This window comes from Pelagimonas sp. KU-00592-HH (genome assembly GCF_040369695.1).
GTDB lineage: Bacteria > Pseudomonadota > Alphaproteobacteria > Rhodobacterales > Rhodobacteraceae > Shimia.
In genome coordinates, this window is the sequence record NZ_BAABWM010000002.1 from 730399 (window position 1) to 744668 (window position 14270).

Genomic DNA, 14270 nt, shown 5'->3' on the forward strand with positions numbered 1-14270 from the left:
GCGCTCGCCATGCTGGCCATCCTGAAAAACCGGACCTACGCAAGGCTATTCTCGGCGCAGGTCATCGCGCTTCTTGGCACCGGCCTCCTGACCGTCGCCCTCGGGCTTCTTGCCTTCGACCTCGCAGGCCCTGCTGCGGGGGCCGTGCTGGGAACGGCCTATACCATCAAGATGATCGCCTATGTCGGCCTGTCGCCGATCACGGCCGCCATAACCGCCCGCCTGCCCCGCAAGGCCGTGCTGATCGTCATGGACGTCCTGCGCGCCGCCGTGGCCCTCTGCCTGCCTTTCGTGACCGAGATCTGGCAGATCTACGTGCTGATCTTCCTGCTGCAATCGGCCTCGGCCACCTTCACACCGGCGTTTCAGGCGACGATCCCGGACATCCTGCCGGACGAGGCCGAATACACCCGCGCGCTCTCGCTGTCGCGGCTGGCCTATGACATCGAGAACCTGATTTCCCCCACCCTCGCGGGCCTGCTGCTTCTGGTGATGGATTTCCACTGGCTGTTCGCCGGAACCTTTGCGGGCTTCGTGCTGTCGGCCCTGCTGGTACAGCGCACCACCTTCCCGAAAACCGAACCCGCCGTTCAGCGCCCGTTCCGCGAACGCGTCACGCGCGGCAGCTGGATCTACCTGTCCACACCCCGCCTGCGCGGCCTCTTGGCCTTCAACTTCACCGCCACCACCGCCGGGGCCTTTGTGATCGTCAACACCGTCGTCATGGTCCGCAGCACCTATGGCTTTGATGAAACCGCGCTGGCACAGGCGCTGGCCGCCTTCGGGGCCGGTTCCATGCTCGCCGCGCTGACCATCCCGCGCCTTCTCGACAGCATCGACGACCGCAAGCTGATGTCGACAGCGGCTCTGGCGCTTGGCTTCTTCACCCTCGGCCATGCCTCGCTGTTTGCCACCTTCGGCGCACCGCCCTGGGGCGTGTTCCTTCTGGCATGGGCCCTCACCGGCATCCTTTACAGCGCCATCCTGACACCCTCGGGCCGCCTTTTGCGCCGCTCGGCTCATCCCGAAGACCGCACCGCCATCTTCACCGCGCAATTCGCCCTAAGCCACGCCTGCTGGCTCATCACCTACCCGACCGCTGGCTGGGTCGCGACGCTGGTCTCGCTGCCTGCCGCAATGGCCATCCTCGGCGCACTCGGCCTGGTTTCCGCAACCCTCGGCCTGCGCCTCTGGACAGGGCAGGAAGGCACGCTGTCGCATGACCACCCGGACCTGCCCGACGATCACCCGCACCTGATGGAACATGGCAACGCGGGCCAGCACGTCCACCCGATCATTATTGATGACAACCACCGCCGCTGGCCGCAGCACCGCTAGGACGGTGCGTTAACCCGCCAGCATCTTGAGGCCCTGCGTCACATCCGACCGCACCGCCAGCCGCAACCCCGGCTCATCCCCCGCCTTCAACGCCGCGATGATCAGGCGATGGAAATGCGGCGGCTCGGTTTTGCGCAGTTTACCGTAAAGCGCGCGCATCGTCGGCCCCAGTTGCAACCACACGGTTTCGGCCATCGCCAGCATCGCCGGCGCCTGCGCCCGCAGGTACAAGGTTCTGTGAAACTCGAGGTTTGACCGGATGTAGCTCACCGCATCACGCCGCGCGACCGCCTGCGCCACGGTCCCATTGATCGCCTGCAAACGGTCGATCAGCGCGATATGCGCCCGTGGCAGCGCCCGGCTGGCAAGCTCCACCTCGATCAGCGCCCGCAACGCCGCAAGCTCCTCAATGCGCTCGCTGGTCAGCTCCGGCGTCGACACACGGCCTGACGACGACAGGAACAAGGCCCCCTCTGCCACCAGCCGCCGAACCGCCTCGCGCGCAGGGGTCATCGACACGTCGTATTCTTTGCCGATCCCGCGCAGCGTCAGCGCCTGACCCGGCTCGATCTCGCCATGCATGATGCGCGTACGCAAACGGCGGTACACACGGTCATGGGCGGAACTGGAGGGGTCCAAGGGCTTTGTCTGGCTGAGCATGCGTCAAATGTGATCACAAAGCCAGGGAAGGTCAATCGCCAAATCTGTAGCGGTGCAGAAGTTCGCTGTTGTCACGCAGCCACCGGCGCAACGGATCGTAGGGGCCGTGAATATCTTCGACCACCTTCCAGAAGGCTGCCGAATGGTTCATCTCGGCCAGATGCGCCACCTCATGCGCGGCCACATATTCCAGCACCGCCGACGGCGCCATCACCAGCCGCCAGCTATACATCAGCGCGCCCTTCGACGAACAAGACCCCCAGCGCGAGCGCGTGTCGCGGATGGTAATCCGGCTATAGGTCCGCCCCAGCCGCGCCGCATAGCGATCCGAGGCCGCTACCAGCCGGTCGCGCGCCATAGTATTGAGAAAGGCCTGCACGCGCGTCGCCGCCTGCTCCGGCTGTCCCGGCACGCGAATCTCGCCCCCCGATACCTGCACCGATCGTCCGCCACCCGCCACAAGCCGCAAGGGACGCCCTTCAAAAGGCAGATCCACCCCCAGCCCAACCGCAACCTGATCCGGCTGCCGCTCAAGCTGTTTGCGGATCCAGTCCGCCTTTTCATCGGCAAAGGCCAGCGCCTCACCCTCGCGCACACCATTGGGCAGGGTCAGCGTCACGCGGCCATCCAGACGGGACACCCGCAGGCTGATCCGTCGCGCCCTCGACGATCGCCGCAGAACAACGCCGATTCTCGGCTCACCGGGAAGGAAATGTTGCTCCATGCGCGCTCCTGTTCACCAATGCGCATTATACCCTTTGACACGCCGCCGATGATATGGCAGTCCGCCCCAACCGTCGACATGACTCATAGAATCTGAAGGGGATAACCCATGCCCAAGGAAGAATGGGGCGTCAAGCGCGTTTGCCCGACCACTGGTAAACGCTTCTACGACCTGAACAAGAACCCGATCGTTTCGCCCTACACCGGTGAAGTGGTAGAAATCGATGCCGGCAAAAGCCGGATGATCGAAGCGGATGCCGAAGACGCGGCAACGCTCAAAGCAAAAGCGGCCAATCTGGATGATTCCGATGACGTGCTGGACGACGACGATTCCGTCGACATCGAGCTCGAGGACGATATTCTGGATGACGATGATGACGAAAACGTCTCGCTCGACGAGATCGCAGACGTTGCTTCGGACGACGAAGAAAATTAATTTTACGGAGCGGGCTTTTTTCGCTTGAACCCGCTCCGACATACGCCTAATTAGGCGCGCACAGGCTGAGAGGCCTGATGGTTTGGGGCCTTAGCTCAGCTGGGAGAGCGCTACAATGGCATTGTAGAGGTCAGGAGTTCGATCCTCCTAGGCTCCACCAAACTTCCTCAGGAAATGACACTGATACCGGGCAAAACCTTTGCGCCCTGCACCCGTGTCACCCTTGTCGGTCCGGCACGGTCCGCGCGGCCAATACGCCCATCCAGACCTTCACAACCTGTCCGGCACAAAACTCTTCGCGAAAAACTGATCCGCTCGCCTCGCCCGTGCGTAATTCCTTTGTTCTTTGAGGAGTTAGGCACCATGAACGAGATCGTGACACCGAAACAGCTGACCGAGGTGGAAAGTTTCACAGCGCCCACGCTTGCCGAAGTCGAAGGCGCGCTTGAAATTATCAAACGCCATAGGGCGCTGCGGTCGGATCACGATTTCGAAGGCGCGTTTCCTTTCGACATGCCAGAGCTGAATCGCGTCTACCCCGCGGATTTCGTGGCCGACGCCGCCTACAAGGCAACCATGCCGGATCTCCAGAACGGCCCCTCCAGTCTGATCAAGGGCGCCAAGACAGACATCCAGCACGTCGGCATCTCGAATTTCCGCCTGCCCCTGAAATGGCAGACCCGTGACGGTGACCCCCTGGTGCTTGAAACCTCGGTAACGGGCTCGGTCTCGCTCGAGGCTTCGAAAAAAGGCATCAACATGAGTCGCATCATGCGCTCGTTCTACAAACACGCGGACGCGCCATTCGATCTCGACACCACAGACCGCATCCTGCGGACCTACCTCGACGATCTCGAAAGCCTTGATGCCCGCCTGCAACTCTCTTTCCGCTACCCCGTCCTCAAACGGTCACTGCGCAGCAATCTCGAAGGCTATCAATATTACGACGTCGCCTACGAGGTCATCCGCAACGGCCAGCAGGTCACGCGGCTGATGCACTTCGACTATGTCTACTCGTCCACGTGCCCGTGCTCGCTCGAACTCTCCGAACACGCCCGCAACACGCGCGGACAGATTGCAACGCCACACTCGCAACGCTCGGTCGCGCGGCTTTCTGTTGTGGTCCATCAGGGACAGACACTGTGGATCGAAGACCTTGTCGACCTGTGCCTTGCTGCGATCCCGACAGAAACCCAGGTCATGGTGAAACGCGAAGACGAACAGGCCTTTGCCGAGTTGAACGGGGCCAACCCGATCTTTGTCGAAGACGCGGTGCGCCTGATGTACCAAGCCCTTGAAAACGAAGGGCGCATCGGCGACTTCCGCGTGATTGCCAGCCACCAGGAATCCCTGCACAGCCACGACGCGGTTTCCATTCTGGCCAAGGGCGAAACCTTCCAGCAGGTCAGCTATGACCACCGGATGTTCGCCTCGCTCTATCACGTCGGCTAGGGCACACCGCCCCCCTTCGCAGCGCGCTTAATGCGCGCTGATATGATACCCCCCATCCAGAGCGATCATCTGACCGGTGATCGCTCTTTGCGTGATCAGGAACTTCACCGTATCGCAGGCCTCACGCAACGATGCCGGTCGCTGAAGCGGCAGACGCGCACAACGGGCGCGGAATTCCTCTTCGGTCTGGCCAGCTTCCGGCAGGATCGGCCCCGGCCCAATCGCGTTGACCCTGATCTTCGGCGCGAACTCTTCGGCCAGAACCTGTGTCAGCGTCCACAGACCCGTCTTCGACAGGGTATAGGTCAGGTGGCGCGGCGTTGGGTGCAGGACCCGTGAATCAATCACATTCACAATCGCGCCCCCCGCCCCCTTGGGCAGCCGGTCTGCAAAATGCTGGCACAAGATCAGCGGTGACTTGAGGTGAACATCCATATGATGCCCGAACGACCGCGCCGTCGCCGTCGACAGATCATCCCACTCAAAGACCGACGCATTGTTGACCAACACGCCAATCGGCCCAAGCAGGTTCTCCGCACGCTCGATCAGCTTTTCGGCTTCCTGCGACTGGGAAAGATCGGCCTGAACGATTTCCGCACGCCCCCCACCGTTGACGATCTCATCCCTCAGGTCCAACGCTTCGGCTTGCGATCCGTTGTAGTGAATGACCACGGGCCACCCCGAGGCCGCCAGATCCCGGGCAAACGCCCGCCCCAACCGCTTTGCCGCCCCGGTCACCAGAACCGCACTTGTCTGCGGCATTGGCTGTTCGAAAACATCGGGAAAGAACACGTCGTCGGCGTTGGGGGCGGATGTGGAAATCGGCTCTGGGGTCTGCATGTTGTCGGTCACTTGATGTTGTTCAGGAAACGAATGAAGGGCCTTTCCTTCACTACGCACGAACGTCATCAATGGATCACAATCAAAGGCCCCCGTTCTCACGCCGTCCTTTGACCGACTTGCCCTCTTGCAGATGCCGGGCAACAGCCCGCAACTGGCTAGGCTGTGCCGACCGGCGCTCTGTCCGGGACCGTGTCATCTGGCCTGCTCTCGATGTAACCCATCAGTTCCGCACGCCTATCCGCGGCAGCAGGATCATTGAACAGGTTGACAAGTTCATGCGGATCAGCCTCCAGGTCATACAACTCTCCATCACCGGAATTGAGATCTACCGTCATCTTGTGAGTACGCGTGCGAACGGTGCGCAATTCCAGCGCCACGCCAACGCGCCCCGGCAGAAGCCCCCACTCGCTTCGCGAAAAGGCGCGTGTGCCATCGTGTTCCAGCAGGGGGCGCAGGCTTTCGCCGTGTTGGGTCTGAAGGGCGTCCGCCTCACCGTAATCAAAGAAAGTAGGGCCAAGATCCAGTGTCGAGACAGGTTGGTCGATCGCTTTGCCCGCAGGGACACCGGGCCCCCTTACGATCAATGGCACGCGGATCAGACCCTCATAGTGCATCGGCCCCTTGAGGATCAGGCCGTGATCCCCCAGCCAGTCACCGTGATCAGAGATGTAGATGACGATGGTGTTTTCATGCAAACCTGCCTGTTCCAGCGCAATCAGCATACGCCCGACCTCATGGTCGATATACGCGATTTGCCCATAGGTATTGGCGATGATCTCGCGCAACTGTGCGTCGGTTTGAGGCGGAATCCGGCTATAGGCTTTGCGGATGTCAGCGAACTTCGGGTCCGCTGGCTCCCCTTCAATCGCCGCCTTGTGCCACCACGGCTTGCCTTCGAAATCCCTTGTCCGGTGTTCGGGTAGATCAACGTCGGCCGGATCATGCAGGCGCGACCAGGGCTCTGGACAATCGAAAGGGTGATGGGGGTCGGGGAAACTCACCCAGGTCGCAAAAGGCTTTTCGGTGTCACGACCATGCTTGACCCACTCTATGAACCGATCTGACGTCCATGAGGTGTTGTGATAGGCGGTCGGCAGCTTCGAATGCCACGTCTGGGCAGCGCCTTTCGTGTCGCCCGCGTTCTCCCACATCAGCTTCGTGCGCTCATCCCCACGCCCGTCGGAATGGTAAAACCGTTCATAGTGCTGGCCACCGGGCGGCTTCTCCGGTGCCCACCAGTTGTGCCCGACAAGCATCAGCTCGAGGTGTTCGAACCCCATGTACGGACCGTGCCAGTCCTCATCATAAAGATGCGCAGAACGCAGGCACTCTGGCGTGCCCGTGGCTTCATAGGTATGATAGGTCGAGAAGTGAGCTTTGCCGAAATAGGAAGTCTGGTAACCCGCAGCAGCCATTGCTCCGGCCCATCCCTTTTCCCCGATTTCAGGATCAAGGTCGATCCCGTTGTCATGCACACCATGCGTGCGGCACAGTTGGCCCGTCAGGATCGAAGCGCGCGCCGGCTGACAGACGGCTGATGGTGTCATACAGGCCGTGAAATGGGTGCCGTCGGCGGCCAGTTGGTCAAGATGCGGGGTCTTTACCTTGCGCCCCATGAATCCGAAACAATCGGCCCGTTGCTGGTCAGCTGAAATCAAGAGAATGTTGGGCCGGGTCATGCGTTTTCTTTCTTTTTTCGTGCTGTGAACAGGATCACACCAACCGCGGCCACCATCAGCAGAGCCGCACCCGGATTGGTGAACAGGAACCAGGGATCACCCCCAGTTGCCGCAAAAGCCTGACGTGCGCTTTCTTCAAGCTTGCCCCCGAGGATGAAGGCAATCACGAAGGGAAGCGGCGAAATTTCAAGCACCCGCATAGCATAGCCGAGACCCCCAAACGCCAGGGCGAACCAGATCGCCTCCATGCGGGTTTCCTGAACGTAGATCGCGGCAAGGGTAAGCAGTAGCACACTGGGTAGCAGGATATGTTTGGGGATGCGTATCATGATACCCATGGACCGCATGAAAACGCCGCCGATGGTCCAGTTCAGCAAGTTCGCAATCATCATGGCAGTGAACAGTCCAAAAGCGATCACGAGTTCAGGGTTTACGCTGTCAGTGGTAAACCGGAAAACGGAAGGACCAGGATTGAAACCACCGATGCTTTCGGCAGCGAGTATCAGAAACACGGCTGCGGCATTACCGGGAATGCCCAGGCTGAGAACGGGAATCAGGTTGGCACCAGATACCGAGGAGTTCGCCGCCTCGGTCGACGCAATGCCTTCGGCGGCACCCTGACCGAACTCCGGCGCGTTCGGGCGCTTAACTTTCTTGTACCGGTTGCGACCAACAGTATAGCCAAGCGTGGCCGCCAAAGTGGACCCGATACCAGGCAAGGCACCGATAGATGTACCGATCACGGCCGAACGCCCAATGTAGGGTAGAAGCCGACGAATGTCGGCGGCATGTAACCGTTGATCACCCTCGTCCCTGTAAACGGGAACAGTCCCCTTATTACGCTTGTGGCGCCAGAGGTCCTCAAGCTCTTTCAGCACGGCCCCGATGATCAGCACACCAAGCACAGCGGTGGCAATCGGAAAGCCCTGGCTGAGCGAAGGCGATCCCAACGAAAGCCTCGGATAAAAGTCTTCGCCTGTGCCAACATACGCCGCGAGCAGACCCAACCCCGTCGAAATCAGGCCCTTGGCAGGCGATCCTCCGATGACCGCTGCGATGAAACTGAGGGAAAGGATCAGCAGCGCGGTTTTTTCCGGCAGATCAAGATAGGCCTCAACGACAATCGCAAGGAACGGTGCACAAATGATCAAGACCACGTCGGAAAACGTGTCGCCGGATGCAGAAGAAAAATGCGCCACGCGCAGCGCCTTCTTGGCCTTGCCCCGCTTGGTCATCGGGTGGCCATCAAGCGTTGTCATATATGCGTCTGGCGTCCCCGGAGTATTGAACAGGATCGCTGGAACAGCCCCACCAATCGTGGCCCCTTTCATCACGCCGATAAGGAACCCCATAACCGGCAACAGGGCGTCTGGAGTGTAGCCAAACACCGAGATCAGGATCGGCAGGGCAATCGCCATGGCAACGGGCCCCGCAAGCCCGGGGGTTGCCCCAACCGCAATACCAGTCAAGAATCCGGCAAGGATCATCACGATCGTGACCGAGATTGGCAGCCCGAAAATCGAGAACAATTCCGGCCCTTGAAAAACCGCAAGAATTCCCAGCCAGATATACTCAATCGTTCCCATTACACATCCCCGTTTGGCGGCAAGAGAAGATCGTCAAAAGGCACGTCGTAGATAATAATCATGACTATGACGGCCAGAATTGCGGCCGCCAGCGCCTTTGTGCTCACGCGCCCCTCAACCAACATGATTATGCCCGAGATCATCATCGTGCCTCCGAGGAAAAAGCCGATGTATTTCCAGGGTGCCGTGTCACGCAGCAGTCGGTATTCCAGTTCACCACCCTGCACTGTGTTCACGAGGTAGACCGCTGCAGGGCCCGCGTACCGCATGACAACCAGACTCACACAGATCACGGCCACGAGCAGCGCGGTGAAGGCAATGGCAGATAACGAGGGGTTGGCCTGGTCCGGAGAATTTCGCTCGGTCAGAACAAGAAGCCCACCGCCGATGACCAGGAAAAAGGCCGCGACAGTTGGGGCAAGCGCGTCCCCTATCACCACCTGTCGCCGTATTTTCTCAATAAGGCCCGTCTGAACATCCAGGGGAATCCAGATCACAAGCAGGACTGCTGCAAACACCAGGATCGCTATCCCGAGATACAGGTTGTTTCTGGAAGTACGCCCCATGCTGGCCTCCGATCTGGTACAAAAAAACCGGGCCTGTGCCAAAGGCACAATAGCCCGGCCAGAGGAGTGATTACTCGGACGCAGCGTCCATCAGGGCGCCTGCGTTGGCATAATCGTTTGCCAGAAGTTCGGTCAGGTCGTCACCGGTGATTGTCACAGCACCGCCGAAGGCTTTCTTGATCAGCCCACCTGCCTTTGTGCCTTCATCCGAAGCGACACTCGCAATCGCGTTGGCCAAGGCCTCTCGCGCCTCTTCGGGCATGCCTGCCGGTCCAACGAAGACGAAATAGCCATCCGAATTGAAGTCGACCCCAAGGTCGGCAAAGGTCGGTGCGTCCGGTGTCTGCACAAGAGGTTGCGAGAGGGCCGACGCCAGGTTGATCAGATCACCGGCAGCGACGCCCTTCGACTGGATGCCAGCCATGAAGCCAACGTCAAGGTCACCTGCATTCACGCCGTTCATGACACCCTTGCCACCCTTGACGTTCACGATGTTGAACTCAACCCCCTGCGCCTTTCCAAGAAGATAGGCGAGATCAGCAAGTCTCGGGCTCATCGCACCAAAGCGGATGTCCTGCCCGCCCTTTGCCGCCGCGATCATCTCATCAAAGCTGGCCCAGCCTTTGTCGGTGCGGGCCACAACCCCCATTTGGAAGCCAGCCGTGGTGCTCAGACCCGTAAAATTCTCTGGGCTCATGCCAGCATTGGCAGCAGCCATGTTGTATCCAAGAGTTTCCGTCACCACCATGCCAATGGCCGTGCCGTCAGCGGGTTGATCCTTGAGTGCATTTGCCAGGTTCAGACCGCCCTTTCCGGTAACTTGCTCGGGAATGAACTTCCAACCCATGCGCGCTTCCAGCTCTTCCGCAATAAGACGCGCCTGCGTATCAGCACCACCGCCGGCCCGGAAACCGATCATCAGCTTGATGGGGCCCGGCGGTGTCCAGTCTGCCGCCACCGCGGATGTGGCCACCAATGCCGCGCTCAACGCGACGGCCCCTGCTTTGAGAAAACGTTTCATGAGTTCCTCCCTGTTCATGCCGTTTTCAAAAGCTTGGCGCATCAAAGGTTGATCCGTCAACAAAAAAGTTGACAGATCAACTTAATGCCGACAATCTTATGGTGAATAAGAGAGTGGATGCCATGGCCAAGGACCAAGAAGAGACCCCGGACACACAGCCCGACCTGCAACATATGGTGACCTTTCGCTTGTCTCGCCTGCACGCCCGCCTGACTGCGCAAGCCACTAAAATCCTTAAAGAATCGGCGGGAATTTCACTGATGCAGTGGCGTGTTTTCGTAATGATTGAAAGCCGTGGAACCATCACACCCGCCGAAATCGTACGCCAGACCGACCTCGACAAAAGCCAGTTGAGCCGGGCGGTGAAATCAATGGTCGAACGCGGTCTGATCACCAGTGAAACCCGCGAATCAGACCAGCGCGCTCATAGCCTTGCTTTCACATCCAAGGGCCTCGAGGTCTTTGAACAGGCGCGCCCCTATATGCGCGACAGGCAAGCCCGCCTCTTGAACGCACTAAGCGCGCAAGAAAGGGAGGCTCTGTTTGCCGCGTTCCAAAAGCTCGATGCCGTCGCTGATGACTTGGAGGCAGAACTATGACGTCCAATCTTCTTGTGATCATGTCCGACGAACACCAGGCCCGCGCTATGGGCTGTGCCGGGCACCCCGTGGTCAAGACGCCCAATCTGGACGCAATGGCCGCACGCGGAACACGCTTTGAAAATGCCTACACGCCAAGCCCGATCTGCGTGCCCGCCCGCGCCAGCTTTGCCACCGGAAAATACCCCCACCAAACCCGGCTATGGGACAATGCCATGCCCTACACTGGTGCCATTCCGGGGTGGGGCCATGCGCTGCAAACTGCAGGCACTCCGGTCGAAAGCATCGGCAAACTGCACTACCGCGCAGAAGAAGACCCCGCAGGTTTTGACGTGGAACACCTGCCCATGATGGTGGTCGACGGCGTTGGCATGGTCTGGGCGTCGATCCGCAAAGAAGACGAACGGATAGACGCCAAGGGCCGGATGCTCGGCGACTACATCGGCCCCGGTCAATCCAAGTACACTGAGTACGATGCCGCCGTCACACAAAGGACCAAGCAATGGTTCTCGGAACGTGCGGCCTCGGGCGATAAGCGCCCGTGGTGTCTCTACGTGGGGCTTGTCGCGCCGCACTTCCCGCTGGTGGTTCCGCAAGAGTTCTACGACCTGTATCCCGAGGACGTACTCCCCAACCCCAAGCTAAACCCGCGCGATGGCTATGTCCGCCACCCTTGGGCAGAAAAGCAGAACGCCTTCATGGACAGCGAAGCCAAGTTCAAAGACGAAACCGAACGCAAGGCCGCCATAGCGAGCTACCTGGGATTGTGCTCGTGGCTGGACGACAATGTCGGTCAAATCCTGAATGCGCTCGAAGACAGCGGCTTCGCTGACAACACCACCGTCGTCTACACATCCGACCACGGCGACAACGTCGGTGCACGCGGTCTTTGGGGCAAATCGAACCTCTACGAGGAAAGCACCGCGATACCGATGATCGTGACAGGGCCGGACGTCCCGAAAGGTATCTGCGAAACACCGGTAACGCTCCTCGATCTGTCACGCACGATTGCCACCCACTTCGGACAGGATATCGAAGCCGCCGACGGCACGAAGTCCCTTACAGACCTCATGGCCGCGCCTGATGATCCCGAGCGCATCGTATTCTCGGAATATCACGCCGCGGGCGCGGTGTCCGGTGCCTTCATGCTGCGCAAGGGGCGATGGAAATACCACTACTACGTGGGCTTCCCACCCGAACTGTTTGACCTGCAGACAGACCCGGAGGAATGCACGAACCTTGCCGAAAACCCGGCCCATACGGGTACCCTTCAGGCGATGCACACCGAACTCCTCAAGATCTGCGATCCCGATGAAACGGATCGCATGGCCTTCGCGGATCAGGCGGCCTTGATTGAATCCCACGGTGGCCGCGACCGCGCCCTCACACTCGGTGCGCCCGGGGCCACACCTCCACCCAAATTGGAGTCCTAGCTCATGAAACTGACTATTCTTGGATCGGGTTCGCCCGAGGCCTATGTGCGCCGTGCATCCTCCGGCTACCTGCTGGAAATCGGCGAAGACAAGATCCTTTTCGATTGCGGCGGCGGGGTGTTCGACAATCTCGTGCGCTCGGGTCGCCTGCCCAGCGACATCACGCACCTGTTCTTCACGCACCTGCATACCGATCACATGATGGACTATGCCCGCCTGGTGCACGCTGCCTGGGACGAAGGCGCTCCCCCTTTGAAGGTTTGGGGCCCCAAGCCAATCGCACGCCAGACCGAATTGCTGTTTGGCAAAGACGGGGTTCTCTCGCCTGACCTGATTGCCCGAACGGAACTAGCCCCTTCACAACAAGTCTGGGTGGCACGCGGCGGCGAACTCCCCCGCCCCTGGCCCGCTCCCGAAGTGACCGAGATTGCACCAGGGTTCTCCTACGACGGCGGCACCTGGCAACTTACCAGCTGCGAGGTCCCCCATGCGCAGCCCGCCTTCGATTGCATGGCCTTCTCGGTCGAGGCCGAAGGTAAGAAATTCGTCTATTCCGGTGACGCAGGCATCTGCCCCGCACTAAGCGAACTCCAAGGCGATGCAGACCTGCTGCTGCACTGGTGCTACCGACTGTCATCGGACGACGTGCATCCCGCCATCGCCCAGTTTTCTCCGACCCCCGCCGACATTGCCAAGTCCGCTCAGGCGTCTAATGTAAAAAAGCTTTTGCTGTCACATTTCCGGATACACATGGATAGCGAAGAAGGACATGCCCTGACCAAACGGGAACTTGCCGAACTCTTTCGCGGCGAAGCATCGGTTGTCGAGGATCTGCAGGAATTCACCGTCTAGCACGACGAGATTGGCAACCTGTCCATGGCACGCAATCCGGCTTCCGTTTCCCGGGGACGGCACTGCACCCTAGTTCAACCGCCTGAAACTTCGAACCGAAACACCATAGAAACGAAAAAAGGCTTTTCGCAGCCCAGAAGACGAACCGAACCCGCAACGCAGCGCGATCTCTTCGATGCTCAAACGGGTATTCGCCGCGAGGTCTCGGGCGCGCGCCAGGCGCAGTATCTGGTAGTATCTGCCAGGAGAAACCCCCAGTTCGCGCCGGAAAACCCGAGACAGGCTGCGCTCTGACATATTCGCCACATGGGCAAGATCGGCCAGTTTCAGCGGTGTCTCCAGCGTCTCGGCCATATGCGAGACCAGGCGCTCTACAGCTTCCGATTTTCTGCTGTTCAGATGGGGCAACGGTGCGCCTGATACTGCCTTTGTATCCGCGTGCAGAAACATGGCCGATGCGTCATAGGCCACTGCCGGGCCAAAGCGTTCCTCGATGAACAGCAGGACAAGATCCAGCGCAGTTGCTGCACTGCCACAGGTCCAGAACCGATCGTCCCGCTCGAATCGCGCATTGCTGACCTCGACACCAAGGAAGGTTTCGGCGAACTCCTCGGTCATTTGCCAATGCACAGTGGCCCGCCGACCATCCAACAATCCAAGCGAGGCAAGCAGCCAAGGCGCACTTGCGGCCCCGATTACAACGCCTGATCGAAACAGCGGCGTCACGCGGCGCAGCATGTCGCGCCGTTGGGCTTCAGCCCGGAAATTGTCTCCCCCAACGACCAGGACCAGATCACTCTTTTCGATGTCCCGTATCGCCCTGTCGGGTTCGACACGTATGCCGCTAGAGCTTGTCACCGGGCCGTTGTCTCCAGTCAAAATCGCCCAATGAACGTCTGCCTGGCCACTGTCGCGCACCACGCGCAAAGGCTCCAAAAGGCAAGCCAGCACCATGTTCGAAAAAGCCTCGGACAACAGGATGGAAACAGTCAGGTCAGGCATTTTGGCAGTATCCGCACGATTTTTAGCCAGATTGGCGCGGTTTGGATGCCAAAAGCAATCCTAAGCTACCTAGAAAATGG

Annotated in this window: 14 protein-coding genes and 1 tRNA gene; 7 read left to right on the plus strand and 8 right to left on the minus strand. The window is 59.8% G+C overall.

Going from position 1 to position 14270, the window contains the following annotated elements; all coding sequences use genetic code 11:
- Positions 1-9 precede the first annotated feature (9 nt).
- Positions 10-1338, plus strand: coding sequence for an MFS transporter (locus ABWV42_RS10685; RefSeq protein ID WP_353340085.1), 1329 nt, complete (start codon positions 10-12; stop codon positions 1336-1338).
- A 9-nt stretch (positions 1339-1347) separates the two neighbouring features.
- Here ABWV42_RS10685 and ABWV42_RS10690 read toward each other — a convergent pair whose 3' ends face one another.
- Together ABWV42_RS10690 and ABWV42_RS10695 are read right to left on the minus strand one after the other, a co-directional pair.
- Complete coding sequence (locus ABWV42_RS10690; RefSeq protein WP_255103827.1) at positions 1348-1998, minus strand: GntR family transcriptional regulator; 651 nt, start codon at positions 1996-1998, stop codon at positions 1348-1350.
- A 31-nt stretch (positions 1999-2029) separates the two neighbouring features.
- Positions 2030-2722 carry a M48 family metallopeptidase gene (locus ABWV42_RS10695; protein WP_353340086.1) on the minus strand — a complete coding sequence of 231 codons (693 nt, stop codon included), beginning with the start codon at positions 2720-2722 and terminating at the stop codon, positions 2030-2032.
- Positions 2723-2830: 108 nt separating this feature from the next.
- On the opposite strand from ABWV42_RS10695, the gene ABWV42_RS10700 reads away from it, so the two are divergent.
- The 3 genes from ABWV42_RS10700 to folE2 all read left to right on the plus strand — a co-directional run bounded on the left by ABWV42_RS10700 (position 2831) and on the right by folE2 (position 4609).
- Positions 2831-3157: a TIGR02300 family protein gene (locus ABWV42_RS10700; protein ID WP_255103830.1), complete on the plus strand. Its 327-nt coding sequence runs from the start codon at positions 2831-2833 to the stop codon at positions 3155-3157.
- An 84-nt stretch (positions 3158-3241) separates the two neighbouring features.
- Positions 3242-3317 (plus strand) — tRNA-Ala (locus tag ABWV42_RS10705).
- 203 nt (positions 3318-3520) lie between these two features.
- Positions 3521-4609 carry a GTP cyclohydrolase FolE2 gene (gene folE2 / locus ABWV42_RS10710; protein WP_353340087.1) on the plus strand — a complete coding sequence of 363 codons (1089 nt, stop codon included), beginning with the start codon at positions 3521-3523 and terminating at the stop codon, positions 4607-4609.
- A gap of 27 nt (positions 4610-4636) precedes the next feature.
- On the opposite strand, the gene ABWV42_RS10715 is transcribed toward folE2, so the two are convergent.
- From ABWV42_RS10715 to ABWV42_RS10735, 5 genes are all read right to left on the minus strand, one after another.
- On the minus strand, positions 4637-5461 hold the full coding sequence (locus ABWV42_RS10715; protein WP_353340088.1) for an SDR family oxidoreductase: 825 nt from the start codon (positions 5459-5461) through the stop codon (positions 4637-4639).
- A gap of 146 nt (positions 5462-5607) precedes the next feature.
- A complete protein-coding gene (locus tag ABWV42_RS10720) occupies positions 5608-7131 on the minus strand; it encodes a sulfatase-like hydrolase/transferase (RefSeq protein WP_353340089.1) in 1524 nt (507 codons plus the stop codon).
- Positions 7128-8717, minus strand: coding sequence for a tripartite tricarboxylate transporter permease (locus ABWV42_RS10725; protein ID WP_353340090.1), 1590 nt, complete (start codon positions 8715-8717; stop codon positions 7128-7130). The genes ABWV42_RS10720 and ABWV42_RS10725 overlap by 4 nt, the downstream gene beginning before the upstream one ends.
- A complete protein-coding gene (locus ABWV42_RS10730; RefSeq protein ID WP_353340091.1) occupies positions 8717-9283 on the minus strand; it encodes a hypothetical protein in 567 nt (188 codons plus the stop codon). Before ABWV42_RS10730 ends, ABWV42_RS10725 begins: the two co-directional genes overlap by 1 nt.
- Positions 9284-9353: 70 nt before the next feature.
- The gene (locus ABWV42_RS10735) at positions 9354-10304 is read right to left on the minus strand and encodes a tripartite tricarboxylate transporter substrate-binding protein (protein ID WP_353340092.1); all 951 of its coding nucleotides are present in this window, start codon (positions 10302-10304) and stop codon (positions 9354-9356) included.
- A 68-nt stretch (positions 10305-10372) separates the two neighbouring features.
- Between ABWV42_RS10735 and ABWV42_RS10740 the strand changes: the two genes are divergently transcribed.
- The 3 genes from ABWV42_RS10740 to ABWV42_RS10750 are packed head-to-tail and all read left to right on the plus strand — an operon-like array spanning position 10373 to position 13188.
- Positions 10373-10903, plus strand: a complete 531-nt coding sequence (locus ABWV42_RS10740; RefSeq protein WP_353340093.1) for a MarR family winged helix-turn-helix transcriptional regulator — start codon at positions 10373-10375, stop codon at positions 10901-10903.
- On the plus strand, positions 10900-12336 hold the full coding sequence (locus ABWV42_RS10745) for a sulfatase family protein (RefSeq protein WP_353340094.1): 1437 nt from the start codon (positions 10900-10902) through the stop codon (positions 12334-12336). The genes ABWV42_RS10740 and ABWV42_RS10745 overlap by 4 nt, the downstream gene beginning before the upstream one ends.
- A 3-nt stretch (positions 12337-12339) precedes the next feature.
- The gene (locus ABWV42_RS10750) at positions 12340-13188 is read left to right on the plus strand and encodes an MBL fold metallo-hydrolase (RefSeq protein ID WP_353340095.1); all 849 of its coding nucleotides are present in this window, start codon (positions 12340-12342) and stop codon (positions 13186-13188) included.
- 69 nt (positions 13189-13257) lie between these two features.
- On the opposite strand, the gene ABWV42_RS10755 is transcribed toward ABWV42_RS10750, so the two are convergent.
- A complete protein-coding gene (locus tag ABWV42_RS10755) occupies positions 13258-14190 on the minus strand; it encodes a GlxA family transcriptional regulator (RefSeq protein ID WP_353340096.1) in 933 nt (310 codons plus the stop codon).
- Positions 14191-14270: the final 80 nt, after the last annotated feature.

Excerpts from the sequence above, each read along its gene's own strand:
- ABWV42_RS10725 (WP_353340090.1), bottom strand. The coding sequence starts at position 8,717 with ATGGGAACGATTGAGTATATCTGGCTGGGAATTCTTGCGGTTTTTCAA.
- ABWV42_RS10750 (WP_353340095.1), top strand. The coding sequence starts at position 12,340 with ATGAAACTGACTATTCTTGGATCGGGTTCGCCCGAGGCCTATGTGCGC.
- ABWV42_RS10745 (WP_353340094.1), top strand. The coding sequence starts at position 10,900 with ATGACGTCCAATCTTCTTGTGATCATGTCCGACGAACACCAGGCCCGC.
- ABWV42_RS10690 (WP_255103827.1), bottom strand. The coding sequence starts at position 1,998 with ATGCTCAGCCAGACAAAGCCCTTGGACCCCTCCAGTTCCGCCCATGAC.
- ABWV42_RS10720 (WP_353340089.1), bottom strand. The coding sequence starts at position 7,131 with ATGACCCGGCCCAACATTCTCTTGATTTCAGCTGACCAGCAACGGGCC.
- ABWV42_RS10755 (WP_353340096.1), bottom strand. The coding sequence starts at position 14,190 with ATGCCTGACCTGACTGTTTCCATCCTGTTGTCCGAGGCTTTTTCGAAC.
- ABWV42_RS10695 (WP_353340086.1), bottom strand. The coding sequence starts at position 2,722 with ATGGAGCAACATTTCCTTCCCGGTGAGCCGAGAATCGGCGTTGTTCTG.
- ABWV42_RS10685 (WP_353340085.1), top strand. The coding sequence starts at position 10 with ATGCTGGCCATCCTGAAAAACCGGACCTACGCAAGGCTATTCTCGGCG.
- ABWV42_RS10700 (WP_255103830.1), top strand. The coding sequence starts at position 2,831 with ATGCCCAAGGAAGAATGGGGCGTCAAGCGCGTTTGCCCGACCACTGGT.
- folE2 (WP_353340087.1), top strand. The coding sequence starts at position 3,521 with ATGAACGAGATCGTGACACCGAAACAGCTGACCGAGGTGGAAAGTTTC.
- ABWV42_RS10735 (WP_353340092.1), bottom strand. The coding sequence starts at position 10,304 with ATGAAACGTTTTCTCAAAGCAGGGGCCGTCGCGTTGAGCGCGGCATTG.
- ABWV42_RS10730 (WP_353340091.1), bottom strand. The coding sequence starts at position 9,283 with ATGGGGCGTACTTCCAGAAACAACCTGTATCTCGGGATAGCGATCCTG.